The organism is candidate division TA06 bacterium, assembly GCA_016235665.1.
GTDB lineage: Bacteria > Edwardsbacteria > AC1 > AC1 > EtOH8 > UBA5202.
In genome coordinates, this window is sequence record JACRJI010000008.1 from 222,080 (window position 1) to 239,840 (window position 17,761).

The following is a 17,761-nucleotide window of genomic DNA, read 5'->3' on the forward strand; positions in this document are numbered from 1 at the left end:
TTTGTCAAGTACCTAGCCTACGACCTGTTTACTGTTTACGTGCCCTGAGCATGTCGAAGGGCTGTTACTGTTAATTGTTCATTGTTTCAAGCCACAACCCTTATCTTCCCCGGCTGCCCGGCCTCCGGCCCCACCAGGATGGCCCCGATCTTCTTCATGTCCCTAAGATACTCCACCGCCTCTTTGGTGATCCGCTCGCCCGGCACTATCACCGGGATGCCCGGCGGATAGACGGTAAAGAACTCGGTCGAGATCTCGCCCACCGAATCCTTTAAGGGTATGGCCTTGTAACCGGCAAAAAAAGCCTCTCTCGGGGTCAGCGACATGGCGGGATAGTTGGAGGGGAACTGGATGTCCAGTTTTTTCAGCCGTGCGTTGGGCTGGCAGGAACCGGCTAATGATTTTAGCGCCGCCAGCAGTTTGCCGGCCTCGGCTTGTCCGTCGGCCAAAGTGAAGATGAAGGCCACGTGGTCCCAGTCGGCCATCTCGGCCTGGATGCCGTACTTCTCATTAAGTATCTGGCTGGCCTGGTAGCCGGTCAGTCCCAGCTTGTCCACGAAGACGATCAGCTTGGAAGGGTCCAGTTTGAACGGCTTGACGTCCTCGGCATTCAGGCAGTACAGGCCCTTGACGGCGTTGATGTCCTTCTTCAGCTTGACCGAGATCCTGATGGACTTTTCCAGCAGTTCCCGGCCGTGCAGGGCCATCTGCCGGCGGGCCAGGTCCAGCGAGGCCATCAGCAGATAGGACGGGCTGGTGCTCTGGGTCAGCAAAAGCACTTCCTCCAGATCGCGGATGTCTATGTTGGGCCCCTTGACGTGCAGCATGGAGGCCTGGGTCAGGCCGGAGATCAGCTTGTGGGTGCTCTCCACGCAGATGTCGGCCCCGGCCTCCATGGCCGAAGTGGGCAAACTCGGGTGGAACAGGAAATGCGGGCCGTGGGCCTGGTCCACCATCACCACCCTGTCGCGCAGATGGGCGGCCTTCACTATCTTCTCCAGGTCGCAGCATATGCCGTGGTAGGTGGGCGAGGAGACGAACACCGCCCGGGCCCCGGGGTTCTTTTCCATGGCCCGCTCCACCGACTCCGGCGAGACGTTCAGGATCAGCCCCCACTCCTGGTTGACCTCGGGATGGATGTAGACCGGCAAAGCCCCGGACATGATCAGCCCGGCGATCACCGACTTGTGGGTGTGCCGGGGGACGATGATCTTGTCGCCGGGGAACAGCACGCCCATCAGCATGGCCAGGTTGCCGCCGGTGGAGCCGTTGACCAGAAAATAGCTGTGGTCGGCCTGGTAGGCCTTGGCGGCCAGGGCCTGGGCTGCTTTTAGGACGCCAGTGGGATGGAACAGGCAGTCTGTCTCCGGCAGGACGGTCAGGTCCATCCGGAAGATGTTGTCCCCTACTAACTGGCGCCAGGCCTGGTCTATGCCCCTGCCCTGCTTGTGGCCGGGGGTGTGAAAGGCCACCTTGGGCTGTTTGACGTAGTCGGCCAGGGCCTCGTACAGCGGTGCCCGGCTCTGGGGGGAACGGTTGGGGGATGTGCGATGTTTCATGATTTTCTTTTTACTTTTTTAGCCCAGGCCTTAAGGCCTGGGCTAAAAATAACGATTTATTGAAATTTCGCCGTCATCAGTTTCTTGTCCGTGATCACCCGCTGTTGTTTCTCAAAGTCCCGGCGCAGGAATTTTGGCAGGCAGAACATCCCCAGGTGGGTCACGCCGTCGTAGAACTCCAGCTTCTTCAGTCCCCGCTTCTGGATCAGGTGGTCTATCTGGGCCGGGGAATAGGTCAGCGGGTCATAGGTCTTGGAGCCCATGATGAAGCCCCAGGGCAGGCCGAACGAGGGGATGATCACCTGGTAGATGTTGACCACCGGGAAGGCCGTGGAAATGGTCTTGGCGATGGAGGTCAGCATGTCCGTGTCGTGGACCCTGGTCGTCCCGGCCTGAAGGGTGATGATGCCGTGTTCGGTCAGCCGGTTGTGGAGCAGCTGGTAGAATTCCTTAGTGTAGAGCTTGAAGGACGGCCCGCCCTCTATGGGCTCGGTCAGGTCTATGATGATGACATCGAACTTCTCTTTTGACTTTTCCAAATATGTCCGGGCGTCCATGTACAGGACCTTGGAACGCTTGTCGGTGAAGGCTTTTCCGGCCCACTCCGGCAGTTCCTTGCGGCAGAAGTCCACCAGCTGTTTGTCGATGTCAACCATCACCGCCTGTTTGACGGACTTGTGCTTAAGGATGTCGCGCAGGGTCTCGCCCTACCCCCCGCCCACGATCATCACCTTCTTGGGGTCGGGATGCAGCAGCAGCGGCGGATGCACCAGGGCCTCGTGGTAGATGAAGGAATCCTTTTCCGAGCTCTGCATCCGCTCGTCCAGGAACAGGCAGCGCCCGTAGTTGCTGGTGTCCACGATGTCTATCTTCTGGTATTTGGTCTGGGTGCTGACCACGGTCTTTTTGACCCCGTGCAGGTGGATCTCGTCCATCCAGTGTTCCAGGTAGTAGTTGCTGGCGGGCATTTGGAATTCTCCGGTGGTTTGTATTTGGATTGTTGTTGACAGAATATGTTTGAGGGTTAATGATACTATATATTGGGAAAAAATCAATGATTATTTTATTGGTTAGGCCGGACCTCTCCCCTGCCCCTCCCCTGGAATGGGAGGGGAACAAGCCTCCCCCTCCTGCCAGGAGGGGGAGCGAGGGGGCGGTCTGAATCCGGCAGGGTGAGGTCGTCCCTTGACATTTGCCCCAAATGCTAATATAATCAAAGGTTGCTTTTTCCCTTACCCGGTCTCTGAACTCAACCCCTTGAACCCCTTCTCTTCCCAAGAGAAGGGGACGGGGGATGAGTTATATGTTTTTTACAATTATCAATCCTCATTCTTTTTAGGACACCCAATCACATGATGGACAAACTGACCATCCGGGGGGCCCGGGAGCACAACCTCAAGAACATAGACCTGGAGATCCCCCGCGACCGGCTGGTGGTGATCACCGGGCTGTCCGGCTCGGGAAAATCCTCCCTGGCCTTCGACACCCTTTACGCCGAGGGCCAGCGCCGCTACGTGGAATCGCTGTCGGCCTACGCCCGGCAGTTTTTGGGCCTGATGGAGAAGCCCGACGTGGACTTCATCGACGGGCTGTCCCCGGCCATCGCCATCGAGCAGAGGGCGGCCAGCAAGAACCCCCGCTCCACCGTGGGCACGGTCACCGAGATCCACGACTACCTGAGACTGCTGTTCGCCCGGATCGGCCGCCCCCACTGCCCCAAGTGCGGCCAGCCCATCTCATCGCAGACCGTCCAGCAGATCACCGACGCCATATTGGAACAGCCCGAGGGCACCAAGCTGGCCATTCTGGCCCCGCTGATCCAGAGCCGCAAGGGCGAGTACCGGGAGCTGTTCGACAAACTGCGGCGCGAGGGCTTTGTGCGGGTGCGGATAGACAAGAAGCTTTATGACATCGACGCCCTGCCGGTGCTGGACAAGAACAAGAAGCACGCCATAGACGCGGTGGTGGACCGGATGACCATCGGCCAAAAAGCCCAGAAGCGGATCGCCGATTCGCTGGAGACCGCCCTGAAACTTTCGGAAGGTTTGGTGGCGGCCATTTACAACGACAAGCAGGAAGTGCTGTACAGCGAAAAGCTCTCCTGCACCAAGTGCCACATCTCGCTGGGCGAGCTTTCGCCCCGGATGTTCTCCTTCAACAGCCCCTTTGGGGCCTGCCCGGCCTGCTCCGGGCTGGGCACCAAGATGGAGATAGACCCCGAGGCCCTGGTCCACAACCCGGAGCTGACCGTCAACCAGGGGGCCATATCCCACTACGGCGACCCCATGGGCCACTGGATCGGCAGCCACCTGGAGGCGGTGGCCAAGGCCTACAACTTCTCGCTGGACGAGCCCTGGGGCAAGATGTCCCAGAAGAACCGGGACATCCTGCTCTACGGCACCGACAGGGAGATCAAGGTCCGCTACGAGTCGGCCTCCAACGACAACGTCTACCAGTTCTCCAAGAAGTTCGAGGGCATCATCCCCATGATGATGCGCCGCTACCATCAGACCGATTCCGACTACGTCCGCTACGAGGTGGAAAAGTTCATGTCCATCCTGCCCTGCCCGGTCTGCCAGGGGGCGCGGTTGAAGCCGGAATCCCTGGCGGTGAAGGTGGCCGGAAGGTCCATCAACGAGCTTTCAAAACTATCGGTGAAAAATTCCCGGCTGTTCTTCGGCTCCGAGCTGAAGCTGAGCGAAAAGGAAAAGACCATCGCCAAGCAGGTGCTCAAGGAGATCAACTCCCGCCTGGGCTTTTTGACCGACGTGGGGCTGGATTACCTGTCTTTGGACCGCAGCTCGGAATCCCTTTCCGGGGGCGAGGCTCAGCGCATCCACCTAGCAACGCAGATAGGCGCCAGCTTGACCGGCGTGCTTTATGTGCTGGACGAGCCCTCCATCGGCCTGCACCAGCGGGACAACGTGAAACTGCTGAACACCCTGATCAAACTGCGGGACATCGGCAACACCGTGATAGTGGTGGAGCACGACCAGGAGACCATGCTGGCCGCCGATTTCATAGTGGACCTGGGCCCGGGGGCCGGGGCCGGCGGCGGCGAGATCGTGGCCCTGGGCACTCCCAAAAAGGTGATGCAGACCAAGGCTTCATTGACCGGGCAGTATCTGGCCGGGACAAGGAAGATACCGGTGCCCAAGAAGCGCCGGGCCGGGAACAAGCTGAGCCTGAAGCTTTTGGGCTGCCGGGAGAACAATCTAAAGGATCTGGACGTGGAGTTCCCGCTGGGAAAGCTGATCGGCATCACCGGGGTCTCCGGCTCCGGCAAAAGCACCCTGATCAACGACACCCTGTACCAGGCTTTGGCCCAAAAGCTGTACCGCTCCCGCACCCAGCCCGGCAAGCATAGGAAAATGGAAGGCTGGGAGAACCTGGACAAGGTGATCAACATAGACCAGTCGCCCATCGGGCGCACCCCCCGCTCCAACCCCGCCACCTACACCGGGCTGTTCACCACCCTGCGCGAGCTTTTTGCCATGACCCAGGAGTCCAAACTGCGGGGCTACGCCAACGGAAGGTTCTCCTTTAATGTGAAGGGCGGGCGCTGCGAGGCCTGCGAGGGCGACGGGATAGTGAAGATAGAGATGCACTTCCTGCCGGATGTCTACGTTCCCTGCGAGGTCTGCAAGGGCCAGCGCTACAACCGGGAGACGCTGGAGGTACTGTACAAGGGAAAGAACATCGCCGAGATACTGCGGATGACCGTGGCCGAGGCCCAGGGGTTCTTTGCCAACATCCCCAAAGTGGCCCGCAAGCTGACCACTTTGGCCGATGTGGGCCTGGGGTACATCCAGCTGGGGCAGTCGGCCACCACCATCTCCGGCGGCGAGGCCCAGCGGGTGAAGCTTTCGGCCGAGTTGTCCAAGATAGCCACCGGCAAGACCCTGTACATATTGGACGAGCCGACGACTGGATTGCACTTTGAGGACGTCAAGATGCTCTTGGCTGTTCTGCACCGTCTGGCCGACATGGGAAATACCGTGATAGTGATAGAGCACAACCTGGACATAGTGAAGTCCTGCGACTGGATAATTGACCTGGGTCCCGAGGGCGGCGACGAAGGCGGGCAATTGCTGGCCTGCGGCACCCCGGAACAGGTTGCGGCCAACAAGGCGTCTTATACCGGGCAGTATTTGAAGAAGGAATTGTGACCCCTCCCCTGCCCCTCCCCCGTAAGGAGAGGGGTTCAAGCCTCCCCCTCCTACCGGGAGGGGGATTAGGGGGCGGTCAACGTTAACGGGGCGGGTCAATGTAATTGACCCGCCCCGTTCTTGACCTCTCCCCAACCCCTCTCCAATGTGGAGAGGGGCCTTTTGCTTCCCCCTCCGCAACGGAGGGGGAACGAGGGGGCGGTCGGTCACCCCGCCAGCCTTTCGATCTCCTTTACCACTTCCTCCACCGGCTTAAGACTGGTATCTATCACCAGGTCGCAGGGCACGTCCTGCCACATGGCCTCCTGGTCCTGTATCATCTTGGATATCTGGGGGGTGACCTGGCCGGAGCGCCCGGCAAACCGCTTTTCCAGCACCGCCCGGGGGGCGGTGAACCGGACCAGGCAGAACTTGCCCATGGCTTTGAACTTCTCCAGGTTGGCGGTGCCCACCAGGATCAGGATGGCGTTCCGCTTGCCGTCAATGGCTTCCTGCAGCACCGCCTGGAACTTCCTCCAGGCCTCGGCCGGGCTTTTGGCCATGCGGTAATAGCCCTTGCCGGAATAGACCTCGGCCTTGAGCTTGTCCTTTAACAGGGCCGCGGCGCTGGATTTGCCAGAGCCTGAAGGCCCGGCGAACAACAGCAGCATTGCTTACCCCTTTTCTTTATTAATGTCTCTCTAAATTTATCAGTAAAAGAATAAAGCAGGTTCGGTAATAACTCCGATATTATCTCAACTATGTTCTTTTCTTTTTGTGCCGCCAACAAGAAAAGAACCAAAAGAAAAAGCTCGTCGCTAAAAACTCTCCGGGCGTTGTGCTTCTCGTTGATGACGGGCTTGTCTGAACTCGGGCTTTGTCCAGCCCTCAAACATGCAGACAAGCTTTTTCCGCCATCAACTGCGATGCTCACTGATCGTTTTAACGCGACTTACCGAGGTTGGCACCTGAAGTGCAATACCGAAGCGATCGCTAAGAATATTAATATCCCCTTGGCGTACTTCGCGGCTTCGCGGTTTGTGTTTAGGCTGTTTGCTAAGTATAAGGGATGATACTGCGTTTGGCAAGGGGTGTCAATAGTATTTTGGGGAATTAAAAAAGCCGCCCACTCGGGCGGCTTTTTGGTCTTTAGGCGTTGGGTAACTGGGGTGGTTTATATACCTTGGATGCTCCGGGATCAAAGGCGATAATGGCCGATTCGGCCATCGCCAGGGTGTCGTAGGCTCCAAAGACATTGGCCATGGCAAAGTCGTTGACGTCCTTTTCCGAGGAATAATACCAGACTCCGGACTCCTGCTTTGCCACCGATTGCTGATAGGCCTGGTCGGATGACGGGTGTACCACGTATTTGGGTCCTGCCTCACGGATGCAAATGTACATTCAGTTCACCTCCTTTTCTTTTTGGTTTAACTGGTTGGTTATTCTTTTTGCTTCTTCGTTAAGACCGGGGATGTCTATGTTCAAAGCTCTCATTTTATCTAAGTATTCCCGGGCTTGGCCGATCTCGTTCATTTCGTTGTAAACATCCCCAATGTTCAAGAGGGAAACTGCCTGCATGTATTTAGTTCCTTGTTTTACTGCTATATCATAGCATTTGTAAAATGATGCGTTGGCCTCCTTGTATTGGTGACTTTTGAAGCAAGCAAGCCCGGCGAAACAACAACTATTCAATAAGTTAGTAGTATCGCCAATTTTAGTGGCTATGTCTTCTGATGTCTTTAAATATTTAATCGCTGATTGGTGATTATCAACTTCACTGTATAAAAAACCCAACGACCCATAAATATGTCCGATGTTTCTAATATCCGATAGGCCTTCATAATAGGCTACCAACTCTTCCAATATTTTTATGGCCTCATTTACTTTCCCGGTGGCATGGTAACTATCAGCTATATTCTCCAGACATATGCACTCATTCTTCCTATCCCCGTTCTTTTTGCAGATCTCCAGGCCGGAGGCGTAGTATTCATAGGCCTTGTCGTTCTTTTCCAGGTACTGCATCAGCTTGCCCAGGCCGTTGTAGCACTCCACCTGCCCGGAGAGGTCCCGGTGGGCCAGGTATTTCTCCAAGGCCCGGTTGTAATGGGCCTCGGCCTGGGCGAACTCGCCCTTGACCAGGCTTACCAGCCCCTGACAACTGATGGCCTCGGCCTGCCTTACCTGGTCGCCCTGGAGGGCGGCGGCGGCGTGCATCCGCACAAAGTCGCCCAGGGCCTTGTCGTAACTGCCTATCAAGCGGTAAACCTCCCCCCGTTTGCGGTAAAGCTGGAACAGGGAGGTTAGGGGTTCGTTTAGTTTATGCCGGCGGGAGTGGGGCATGCTGTTTACGATTTACAATTGCTGTTTACGTGCCCTGAGTTGCAGGCTGAGCCGTGCCTGCGATGAGCCGTGCCGAACCGTAGTTTTGAGTTCAATAAATATTAAAACGGCAGTCTGGTTTCCTTGTCATCTCTTGGTGCCATTATCTCTCTGAACTTATTATACGGATACTGCTCAAACACTTTCTGATCCACCCGCACAAAGCGCCACTTGTTGCCGGTGTTCTTCTCAGCGTCCTGGCACCACTGAACAGCCCGGGCGTCCTTGAATTGGACGTTGACATCCTCCAGCCCCTTGGTTTCCACCAAAACATGCTCATTGCCAGTTGTAAGAACTATGAAATCCGGGTAATACATGCGCCGGCTGCTTTCCTTGTCCTGGTATTCTATGAAAAAGCCGACTTTGCCGGGCAGTTTGCAGAAGGCTTTTACATCCTCGGCCTGGTCCAGGAATTTGGCAAAATCCACCTCGTAGGCGTTATCGCAAGGTGCATAATTGAAAATGCACTTGTTGGCCGGGTAAACATTCAACTGCCAGACAAAGGGCGGTGTGTCGGACAGTTTTATTGTATCCGTCGGCTCCGGCTCCCTTTCAACATATGAGATATTCTTGAAGGCTTCCACAAAAGCGTCCACCATCTTCTTTTGGGTGTCGGCTGCGCTTAGGGCATAAAGCACCCTGGGATCTTCCAACTCAACCGGGGTTTGGAACAGCCTGGCGCTTACGTACTGTTTTACCAGGGGGTAGAACGTGGCAAAGGCCCCGTTTATCCTTAATTGCTTAAGTATCAGGTCGGTGTAATAGGCGATCACCGACTTGGTGTCCTGCGGCACCGGCAGGCCCCAGGTGCGTTTGACCACCTCCACCCCTTTTAGCATGTCCACCGCCACGTATTCGGTCTCAAGCACTTTGTTTTCCAATGGAACGCCTAATGATTTGACCTCGTCAATGTCCAGATCGTCGGCATTGAATTCACGGATGACAATTCTGGGGCTTAATATGGGCAGTTCTATGTCGTATTCCAGTTTTTTCTCATTGGCAAAGATGGTGGTCAGGTTCAGGTTTTTGCCGGTCTCAAATTCGGCTATCTTTATCCCCTCCAGCTGTTCCAGTTCTTCCAGTATCTGGGTCAGGCCCGGAGGCCCGATGACCTCCAAAATATTGATGGCCGACTGGTTGGGGTCGGTGCTGGCCGGTTCGTTGGGGAACATTTTTCTTAAGCCCCGGCCGATCACCTGTTCGGCCAGCACGTTCCTGTGGCCGCCGTAGGGCCTTAAGCCCACTATGACGTTGACATTGCGGACGTCCCAGCCCTCGTTAAGCATCATGGTGCTGACGATGGCGCTGTGGGGGTTTTCATTGGAGTCAATGGTTTTGGCAAATTCCCGGGCCTGGGGGATGGATTCCTTCTTGATCTCTCCGGTGCTGTCGGTGTGGATCAGAAGGGTCTTGTTCTTCAGATCGGCCACATTGTTGACATAGTAAAATATCTCGTCGGCCTCTTCGTTACTGGAGCACTGGAAGAATATCACCGGTTTCTTATCCAATGGAATGAGCGCCTTGCGGTATTCCCGCCAGCGTCTTATCCCGGCGTCTATCCAGGCCCGGTAACGCTCCACCGCCTTTTTGGAGGCTATCTCCTCGGCCTTTTTGACAATGCCCCGCAAGGGCCGCTTGACTATGTTCTGTTCTATGGCTTCCCTTAGGGTGAAGTCGGAGATGATCCAGGGGAAAAGAGCCCCGTTCTCGTTGCGGGGGGTGGCCGAAAAGTCCAGCTCCATGTTTATGCCCCGGCCGTGGACCTTTTTGAGCTTTTTATGGAGATTCAGCAGTATCTTCTTCCATTCCTTCTCCACGCTGTAGATATGGTGGGCCTCGTCCTTTAGAATGGCGATATCGGGGCAGAGTTCCAGCACGGCCTTGATCCGGTTCTCCTGGTAGATGTCGTGCACATCTTTGACCTCGGGCAGGGCCATCACCTCGTCCACAAACTGGTCGGTCTCCTTGCGTTTGCCCTCCCGCTTTTCCAGTTGCTGGATGTTGGTCAGGAACAAAACCCCTTCCGGCACGGTGTGAATGGGGTCTTCCTTGGTTATGACGGTTAAATTGAAATCGTCCTCCCACTCCGGCGGGATCAGGGGCAGTTGTTTGAATATCTTGCCGCCCACGTAATCCCGGCACAGCCGGTCGTAGATCACGTTCTTCTCCCCGGCTATCAGCAGGAACTTTGAGGTATAGTCTGGGGACTTTTCGTATTGGTGGTTGAAGTACTGCCAGACGATGCCCAGGGCCATGACGAATGTCTTGCCGCTTCCGGTGGCCATTTTAAAGGCGTAGAGCGGGTATTGGTCAAAAGAGGGGTCATAGCCCATGATCGGCCCGTCGCCGAAATCGCGGGCCAGGTCTATGAAGTTGCGTTTTTTAAGGACTTCGTAGGTGTAGATCAGGGTCTCTATGGCCTCGCGCTGGCAGGTCCAATAGGAAAAGGGTTCGCCAAAGGCTATGTGGTCTTCGGAGAACCAGTATTGCAGAAGGCGCCGGGTCGTGAGCGTGGCGTTCTGGTAGTTGCTATCGCGCCAGGAGGCAACGGCGGAACGCAGGCGGTTGGCGAGGTAGGTTTTTGAAGGCTGGCGTATATTATTGCTGTTCACTTGGGTCATTATTGTAGTTTATGAAATTTTGCAAGTATTTTCTTAAGTTCTTGTTCATTTAACCCGTTTGTATAATAGCAACCGTTATAATAAGGTTCGTATAACATTGGATCTAAATTGTCATCGAAAACGACACCAGCATAGCCAGTGCTTACAATTAATCTCATTTCTTCATTTTTGTGTTTTTCTGGTACTAACTCAGATTCAAGAAATCGGTCATACACATAACTTGCTAATTTATTTAATTCTTTATGGTCTTCTTCACTTAGCTGCGCTGGTTTATCATTTTCACCTGTAGTTTTTACTTGAATAAGCGGGATATGTATAATATCACCCTCTACATGAATACCCCACACATCTGCTGGCGACCTACTGCCCGCTGACCTGAAGACCAAATATTGTTTACCTCTTAATAATAGTTTGACATAATCTTCACCCATAATACCAAGTTTAGTGCTGGTAAGATCATGCTCATCTAAAAAAGAGGCAACACGGGGGTTTGATTCTACCGTTAGGTATTGTTTTTGCTCCGTATTATACAAAGCAACGGTTTCGTCCATAAATTGTTTAAACCAGCTCATGATTAACCTCCTATATCCCATATTTCTGTTTTCTTATTTCAAAAGCAGCGTTACCACCCTCTAATGTATTTTTTACGATTTCTTTCATCTCGTTGTCATCTATTGAACCAACAACGCCATCTTTAATATTCGCCTGATTTTGCGACGCTTCTAATGGTACAATTAATTCAGCGTCGCCCAATACGGGTAAATTCGCATTATGTGTAACCACGATGAATTGTCGTCTTTCTTTTTCATTCCTCAGCCTATTAACAATATCATTTACGATAAACGCATTATCTAAATCATCTTCTGGCTGGTCAATCACTAATGGATATGGATTTTCAAGTAATATCAACATTAATAACGCTGTGCATTTTTGGCCTACCGATAAATTATCAATATTTCTGTATATTGGGTTTTCTTTTGTCCCTAAATTCAATTCTATAAAAGCTACAGTAGGAATTTCAAGCAGCTCCATTTCCATCATTGCATCATTAATAAGACTTTTACATATTGATTGTGCAGTTGCAGGCTGTATATCATATTTTTTCGAGAGTGCATCTGGTCCAGATTTTACGGTATTAGTAAATTCCAATATATTAAACCCGACACTAGACGTTATTTTAGTTATTTGCTCTTCTCTTGCACCCGATTTCAACTGCCTTATATATCTTACGAATTCACTCTTGTCTTCTTGATATTTCAATATTATTTGCAAAGTTCCCGCTAATTTATCATTGATAGCATTGATTATCTCATTACTCTTTCTAAATACCTGCCCCCTTTTATCTTGCAAATCTGCTAATAGATCATTTCTCTTTTTCCCAACAATTACTAACTTTTCTTTGTTCTTGTCACAATTCTTTTTCTTATCTCGCAATGCACCAACACGCTGTTCAAGTTTAATCAATTCGTTGGGATCAACATCTTTGATTGTCTTTTGCAATTCCCTTAATGTTTCGCCATATCTTTCATTTTGCTTGTGATTCAATTCATTCCATTTTTCATTTAATGCATTATATGAGGCAATTGTCTTGTCATATGCCTCCGCAATATTGGCAATATTTGTGTCAACTGCACCTTGGAGTGAATTTAAAAGACTTTCTAATTCTTTTAACAACTGATAATTTGGTAGTTTGTCATCATCACTTATTTCTATTTTCAAATCAATACTGTTTTTAAACTGTCCTGCAATTCTTTTTAATGCATTTAATTTATCACTGCTCTGTTTTAGTATATATTCTTCTTTTGAATATAATCTTTTCTCATTAAGCTTATCATTTATTCCTATTGTTTTATATGCTTTAATCTTTTCCTCAATAGATGGCAACAACGCTATTTCTTCTTCATCGCTTTGTATTAATTTTAGTAATGCCTTTATATCATCTTTTGTTTTTGATAAACTAATTTTTATTTGTTTTATATTTTCTTTATCCCCATCTGTTTGATTGCCAATAAATCTATCTAATAATTTTAATTGAAATGCTCTATCCTTTGATATTTCATATATTTCTTTTTGACTATACACCTCAAGACCCATAATATCTTTGGGCCGCAATTCTGTTTTTTCACCACTTTCAATATCTTTAACTACGGGTGATTCCGGGTATGTTCTTTCAAGCAAATACCTCCTTGGGCTGGGTTCATGGGTTTCCAATAATAGTGATATTTTAGAACCACTTTTAAAAACATTTTTCAAAACATCATCATTTTGTTCTTCAATTTTATCAACTGTAGATTTAACATCAAAAGCGTATCTTATTGTTTCTATTATCGTAGATTTACCTGTCCCTTTCCCGCCAATAACACAGTTTAAATTATCGTTAAACCTTATATCTATGCCATTCAAAAAGCCACCTTCCCATTTTGCAGCTATTATCTTTGAGTATCTAGGTGCCTGAACTGGTATTTCATTGCTTAATCGAATCCGTGATTCCCAGTCTAAAAATGCTTCCCTCAAACCTTCTATTGTAAGTGAGCTCATTTTAATATATGTATATTTGCTACCTATCTCGTCCAATGATTTTGCATCTGATGAATTTAGGCATGCAATGGGAAATTTCCTTTTATATAAATCTAATTTGTTTAAAACAGCTTCCGATTCGAATTTGCCAAGTTTGTTTTTCTCTGCTGGTATTTCACCAGCTAAAAGCTCTTGATTAGTAAATATATTAATTCTGATCTGTCCTTCCGTTTTCGCCAACAATCCATTACTTGAGGACATATGTGCAGCAATACAAATACCATTATTTTTCTTAACTTCTTCAATAATTGAATTTGCATCTTTTTCCGCTGCTTTTGGTGTATTGTCGGGGAAAAAACGATTCCCAGGCAATAATCCAAATTGTGATATTAAACCATCTAACTTTTCCGAACCAATATCATCATTAAACAAGCATAGCAAATGTATTCCATCCGAACCACTCATTGTGGTAATTTCAAAACCTGGAAATACTTTTATTGGTTTCCCTTTGGCAGCGTTTATTATTAAATCTGCCCACGTTACATCGTTATGTTCAGTTATACCGATTATTGCCAATTTCTTTTCTATCGCTTTATTGACAAATTCTAAAGCATATTGTTTTTTCCATTCAGCGTCATTAGTATTTATACCAGTAGGTTTTTTAAAGTGGTGCCAAAAAGGCGTATGTATATGTAGATCAGCGCGGTAAAATACTGCACCATTTTGCTTATTCAATATTTCATCAAATATACTGCTCATTTCACCTTTACCTCCACTACTTTATTTGTATCATTCCCGAAAACATCCACCACTTTTACCAGCACCTGATACTTCCCCGGCTGTTCATACCTGTGCCGGGCCACGTATTCCACCTTAGGCTCCTTCTTGGTCCTAAAGCTCTGCCAGTAGTTGCGGAAAGTATCGCCCTTATAATCCCAGTCTATGGCCCAGTAGTCTATCAGCTCCCGGCTGTCCTTGATCTTGGCGGATATCTCCGCCAGATCTCCGTTGGGCGGGATCTGGAAGTCCGTTATCTTAAGGCTGAACTCCCCGTCCTTGAACTTGGTCTCCACCTCTAAGTAGGCCACCTCGGCGAACTTGATGTGCTTAAGAACTTCTTTGCTTACCGCCTCCTCCGGCAGTTTTAAAAGCTGGAAATCAAAGCCCACCAGAGCGGCCTTGATCTCGTTGACCGCCGGTATTTGGATAAGCTTTAAATCCACCCCGTTCTTCTTGGCCTGCTCCTTGGCCAGGTTGTTCACCTCGTAGCTCCACTCCCAGCCCAAAATATCGGCCTTGTTGAAATTGGCCGCCCGGCAGGCCACCACCACCTTTTCTATTTCCTCCATGGTAATGGGCGCGTTAAGAGGCCCCACGTGCACCACCCGGCCGGCCTTGTTGCCGTGCAGGTAACGGTGGCCATTGAGCGGTTTGGCCTGGTAGAGTTTTAGCATGAAGGACAGGTAGTCCTCGGTTCGCTCCTGCCAGTAGACTGTTTCGTAGTTGCCGATGTTCCACAGTTCGAAAGGCCGGGCGGGGCGGTTGTATTTAGTGTTATCAGGCATAATTTATTTTTCTTACCTATCCCTTTCTTTTCCAACTTTAAAAAGGGGTATTTTGTTTTCCATGCTACTATTTCATTACCTGTTCGCGCCTTGTATAAGCTACTTTATTTCCTCATATTCTGGCTCATCCGGAAAAGGGTGTACTATAATGCTTTTATCAACCTGTATTTTCAATTTCCTGTAAAACATAGGGTGTATTACACATGTATCCTCGGGTTGAATTACCAGCCTATCATTCATTGCATATTCAAAATCAGCTTCTACCCAGCAACCTTCATGCTTCCTAACTCTTCCAACTATGCCAAGCTCAGCAACTAACTTGCGAAAATTCTGTGGTGAATATTCACCTTTAGGCCAATCAGGCGAACTTCTTGGCGCATATTTATCAAGCAATTTACCTTCAAATATAATTGGAAATTTTACCAATGTATCTATAATGTTTGCGACATTGTGGTAAATACTCTCATATGTATTTATTATTGAACTAGCTAAATTATCACATTCGTCATGCATGCCTTTTATAATATCACATTGTGAGAATTTGGGAAATGTTTCATTAGCCTTCGATAGATATGCTATTTTATTACATATAGCTATTACTTCGCGAGGTTTCATGTGTGTGTGCCGCAATATATATGGAAAGGTACTCTCCGATAAACCCATCTTATTTGAAATATTTTCATTAAAATATATATTCCAAAATTTCTTTCTAACAATTTCATACTTATCCCATTCATAATCTTCTAATTTTTCGCAAATAATCTGATTTTGCTGAAGATATTTAAAATATCTCCAGCATGTTAATCTAAGAAGGTCTTTCGGTCTCCAATGTAAGAATATGGGGTTACTAATATATTTTGCGGGATTTCTTACATATGTTTCAGCAAGCTCAGGATAGATTTCCTCAGAAACAAATATTTTTAAATGTATACCTTTATCAGAATATTGTAGGTTGAATTTTTTTGCGAATTCTATCATTGCTGCAATACAATAAATTAATAAATGGTTTTTTAGATCATATCTCTCCATTGAATCAATGGTAATGAAAAAAGGCTTTTTCTTTGCTTGCTTGAGTATTATTGCTTTAGCGTCATTTGTTACTTGTGATGACAGAATATTCTCCAATTTTTTATATATCATACCATCGCTATCAATATATTTATGCAACACACTTTTTACTATTTGTTTAAAAAGTGATAGGTAATTATCCTTCTCTTCGATTAAGAGACATGCTTTTTTTATATCAATATGAGTTTCTTTAAATTCTATAAATATTTTATACCATATATAGTATTCCCAAAGCTTAATAAGCCTTGGCACTATCACCTCTGCATCAAAAGACACTGACCTGCTTATTTTCTCAGCAAGTTCTTCATACTCCATAGGGTTTTGTATATATATATTTTTTGTCGTTTTAAATTTATTTTGGAATGTTAAATAATTTGCCAATGATGTTTTACCAGAACCTCGCCTACCAACAATTAAGTAACAATCTTTATCCAATACACCTTTATTAAATGGTGCATGTTTAAAATAATACTCACTATATTTATCGCCCATTACAGTAATTTCTTCTTCACAAGCAACTTCACCAAATGGGTGCTTAAGCGGATTCTCATCATTGATTACTTTGGGCATGAATTAACCTTTCTTGGTTTTTGTGAATTAGCTTTTAGTTAAAAGCTATATATGCAATGTTGAATATATGTTGGTATGTTTTAGTTTGAATTTACCCCCTTGCTCTCGTGTATCCCCAGCAGCCGTTTCCTGGTAACCTGTATTGCAAACTTGGAAAGGTCCGAACCAACCCACCGCCGGCCCAGCTTCTCGGCGGTTGCCAGCGTGGTGCCCGAGCCACAGAAGAAGTCGGCCACTACGTCCCCGGGTTTTGACGAAGCACTTATTATTCTCTGTAATAGCTTTTCTGGTTTTTGCGTGTCGTAATATATTTTTTCATCGGATTGGGATTGTGGATCAACAACATCTGTCCATATTGTTTGGCATACTTTACCAGGCAACTCGTCAAGATAATATTTAACTCTTGGTACGTCATTTTTCGAGATTATGATGCGCCCTTCTTTTTCCAACTCATCAATGGTTTTACCCATAGTGCCTGCCCAGTGTCGGCCTGGTGGTGGTGTTCTTTTCTTACCACAAAATGTTTTAGCGGGTCCCGAGCCTGCACCAGTAAGTGAAACCAACTGGTACTTACGGTTAGTTTTATTTTCAATATTCTTAAAGGCTGAATTAATATAGCTTTCATCATAAGGTTGGTATTGCGTTTCCCAATAATAATCAAGTGTCTTACTGTAGAATAATATTAAATCCGCATTCCTGCCATATTGCTTTGCGTCACTATGGCTGAAAACTGATTGCCTTGTTATTTCGTTTCTGAAGTTCTCATATCCGAACAACTCGTCCATCATTACCTTTATGTAATGTCCCACGTGCCAGTCCAAATGCACGTAAATACTCCCATTCTCTGCCAGCAGATCCTTCATCAACGCCAGCCGTTCATACATGTACTTCAAATACGACGAGATCCCCCCGCTCCAGGTGTCCTTGTAGGCCCGCTCTTCAATAATGGAAGGCTCCTTCTCCAGCTCCTGGCCGTGCACCGTGGTCTTAACCGAGAAATCGGACCCGGTAAAAAATGGCGGGTCTATATAGATCAGATTGATCTTGCCGGCCCAGCCCTGTTTCAACAGCGAGCTCATCACCAACTTGTTGTCACCCCAGATCAGCTTGTTCTTCCAGTCTTTGGGATACCCCTTGGGGTAATCCTTCTCCGGGTAGTACTGCTCCTGGCTGAACAGCCCTTCCTCAATGTCCTTCTGGCGGGGCTTGTTCACTGTCTCCACCACCTGGAACGGCAGGTTGGGCCGTTCTATGGGCATCTTCTCGCCCTTCTCCAGCTTGTCGTACTTGTCGGCCCAGATCAGCTCGATGTATTTTTTGTCGTTTGGCATCTT

General features: G+C 48.7%; 13 protein-coding genes. 1 reads left to right on the forward strand and 12 read right to left on the reverse strand.

The annotated features are described in order from the left end of the window. Positions 1-86 precede the first annotated feature (86 nt). From HZA73_03670 to HZA73_03680, 3 genes are read right to left on the reverse strand one after another with little or no spacing between them, the layout of a single operon-like run. Positions 87-1,559, reverse strand: coding sequence for an aminotransferase class I/II-fold pyridoxal phosphate-dependent enzyme (locus tag HZA73_03670; GenBank protein ID MBI5805122.1), 1,473 nt, complete (start codon positions 1,557-1,559; stop codon positions 87-89). Positions 1,560-1,615: 56 nt separating this feature from the next. Next, complete coding sequence (locus tag HZA73_03675) at positions 1,616-2,215, reverse strand: fused MFS/spermidine synthase (protein MBI5805123.1); 600 nt, start codon at positions 2,213-2,215, stop codon at positions 1,616-1,618. A 51-nt stretch (positions 2,216-2,266) separates the two neighbouring features. Continuing rightward, entirely contained in the window at positions 2,267-2,527 is a 261-nt protein-coding gene (locus HZA73_03680) for a hypothetical protein (protein MBI5805124.1), read from the reverse strand. A 384-nt stretch (positions 2,528-2,911) separates the two neighbouring features. Between HZA73_03680 and uvrA the strand changes: the two genes are divergently transcribed. Continuing rightward, positions 2,912-5,728 carry an excinuclease ABC subunit UvrA gene (gene uvrA / locus HZA73_03685; GenBank protein ID MBI5805125.1) on the forward strand — a complete coding sequence of 939 codons (2,817 nt, stop codon included), beginning with the start codon at positions 2,912-2,914 and terminating at the stop codon, positions 5,726-5,728. 206 nt (positions 5,729-5,934) lie between these two features. On the opposite strand, the gene HZA73_03690 is transcribed toward uvrA, so the two are convergent. The 9 genes from HZA73_03690 to HZA73_03730 form a co-directional block, all read right to left on the reverse strand. Further along, positions 5,935-6,378: a hypothetical protein gene (locus tag HZA73_03690; GenBank protein ID MBI5805126.1), complete on the reverse strand. Its 444-nt coding sequence runs from the start codon at positions 6,376-6,378 to the stop codon at positions 5,935-5,937. Between the two features lie 478 nt (positions 6,379-6,856). Beyond that, positions 6,857-7,108, reverse strand: a complete 252-nt coding sequence (locus HZA73_03695; GenBank protein MBI5805127.1) for a hypothetical protein — start codon at positions 7,106-7,108, stop codon at positions 6,857-6,859. Further along, entirely contained in the window at positions 7,109-8,047 is a 939-nt protein-coding gene (locus HZA73_03700; GenBank protein ID MBI5805128.1) for a tetratricopeptide repeat protein, read from the reverse strand. A 101-nt stretch (positions 8,048-8,148) separates the two neighbouring features. Then, positions 8,149-10,707, reverse strand: a complete 2,559-nt coding sequence (locus HZA73_03705; GenBank protein ID MBI5805129.1) for a DEAD/DEAH box helicase family protein — start codon at positions 10,705-10,707, stop codon at positions 8,149-8,151. After that, on the reverse strand, positions 10,707-11,279 hold the full coding sequence (locus HZA73_03710; GenBank protein MBI5805130.1) for a hypothetical protein: 573 nt from the start codon (positions 11,277-11,279) through the stop codon (positions 10,707-10,709). Before HZA73_03710 ends, HZA73_03705 begins: the two co-directional genes overlap by 1 nt. 10 nt (positions 11,280-11,289) lie before the next feature. Next, positions 11,290-13,983, reverse strand: coding sequence for an AAA family ATPase (locus HZA73_03715; protein MBI5805131.1), 2,694 nt, complete (start codon positions 13,981-13,983; stop codon positions 11,290-11,292). Next, positions 13,980-14,789: a hypothetical protein gene (locus HZA73_03720; GenBank protein MBI5805132.1), complete on the reverse strand. Its 810-nt coding sequence runs from the start codon at positions 14,787-14,789 to the stop codon at positions 13,980-13,982. The genes HZA73_03715 and HZA73_03720 overlap by 4 nt, the downstream gene beginning before the upstream one ends. Positions 14,790-14,888: 99 nt before the next feature. Beyond that, complete coding sequence (locus HZA73_03725; GenBank protein MBI5805133.1) at positions 14,889-16,427, reverse strand: hypothetical protein; 1,539 nt, start codon at positions 16,425-16,427, stop codon at positions 14,889-14,891. 80 nt (positions 16,428-16,507) lie between these two features. Then, positions 16,508-17,758, reverse strand: a complete 1,251-nt coding sequence (locus HZA73_03730) for a site-specific DNA-methyltransferase (protein ID MBI5805134.1) — start codon at positions 17,756-17,758, stop codon at positions 16,508-16,510. Positions 17,759-17,761 lie beyond the last annotated feature (3 nt).

Bases quoted from the DNA above. Each gene is read 5' to 3' on its own strand.
- HZA73_03670 (MBI5805122.1), bottom strand. From the start codon at position 1,559: ATGAAACATCGCACATCCCCCAACCGTTCCCCCCAGAGCCGGGCACCG.
- HZA73_03675 (MBI5805123.1), bottom strand. From the start codon at position 2,215: ATGGTTGACATCGACAAACAGCTGGTGGACTTCTGCCGCAAGGAACTG.
- HZA73_03680 (MBI5805124.1), bottom strand. From the start codon at position 2,527: ATGCCCGCCAGCAACTACTACCTGGAACACTGGATGGACGAGATCCAC.
- uvrA (MBI5805125.1), top strand. From the start codon at position 2,912: ATGATGGACAAACTGACCATCCGGGGGGCCCGGGAGCACAACCTCAAG.
- HZA73_03690 (MBI5805126.1), bottom strand. From the start codon at position 6,378: ATGCTGCTGTTGTTCGCCGGGCCTTCAGGCTCTGGCAAATCCAGCGCC.
- HZA73_03695 (MBI5805127.1), bottom strand. From the start codon at position 7,108: ATGTACATTTGCATCCGTGAGGCAGGACCCAAATACGTGGTACACCCG.
- HZA73_03700 (MBI5805128.1), bottom strand. From the start codon at position 8,047: ATGCCCCACTCCCGCCGGCATAAACTAAACGAACCCCTAACCTCCCTG.
- HZA73_03705 (MBI5805129.1), bottom strand. From the start codon at position 10,707: ATGACCCAAGTGAACAGCAATAATATACGCCAGCCTTCAAAAACCTAC.
- HZA73_03710 (MBI5805130.1), bottom strand. From the start codon at position 11,279: ATGAGCTGGTTTAAACAATTTATGGACGAAACCGTTGCTTTGTATAAT.
- HZA73_03715 (MBI5805131.1), bottom strand. From the start codon at position 13,983: ATGAGCAGTATATTTGATGAAATATTGAATAAGCAAAATGGTGCAGTA.
- HZA73_03720 (MBI5805132.1), bottom strand. From the start codon at position 14,789: ATGCCTGATAACACTAAATACAACCGCCCCGCCCGGCCTTTCGAACTG.
- HZA73_03725 (MBI5805133.1), bottom strand. From the start codon at position 16,427: ATGCCCAAAGTAATCAATGATGAGAATCCGCTTAAGCACCCATTTGGT.
- HZA73_03730 (MBI5805134.1), bottom strand. From the start codon at position 17,758: ATGCCAAACGACAAAAAATACATCGAGCTGATCTGGGCCGACAAGTAC.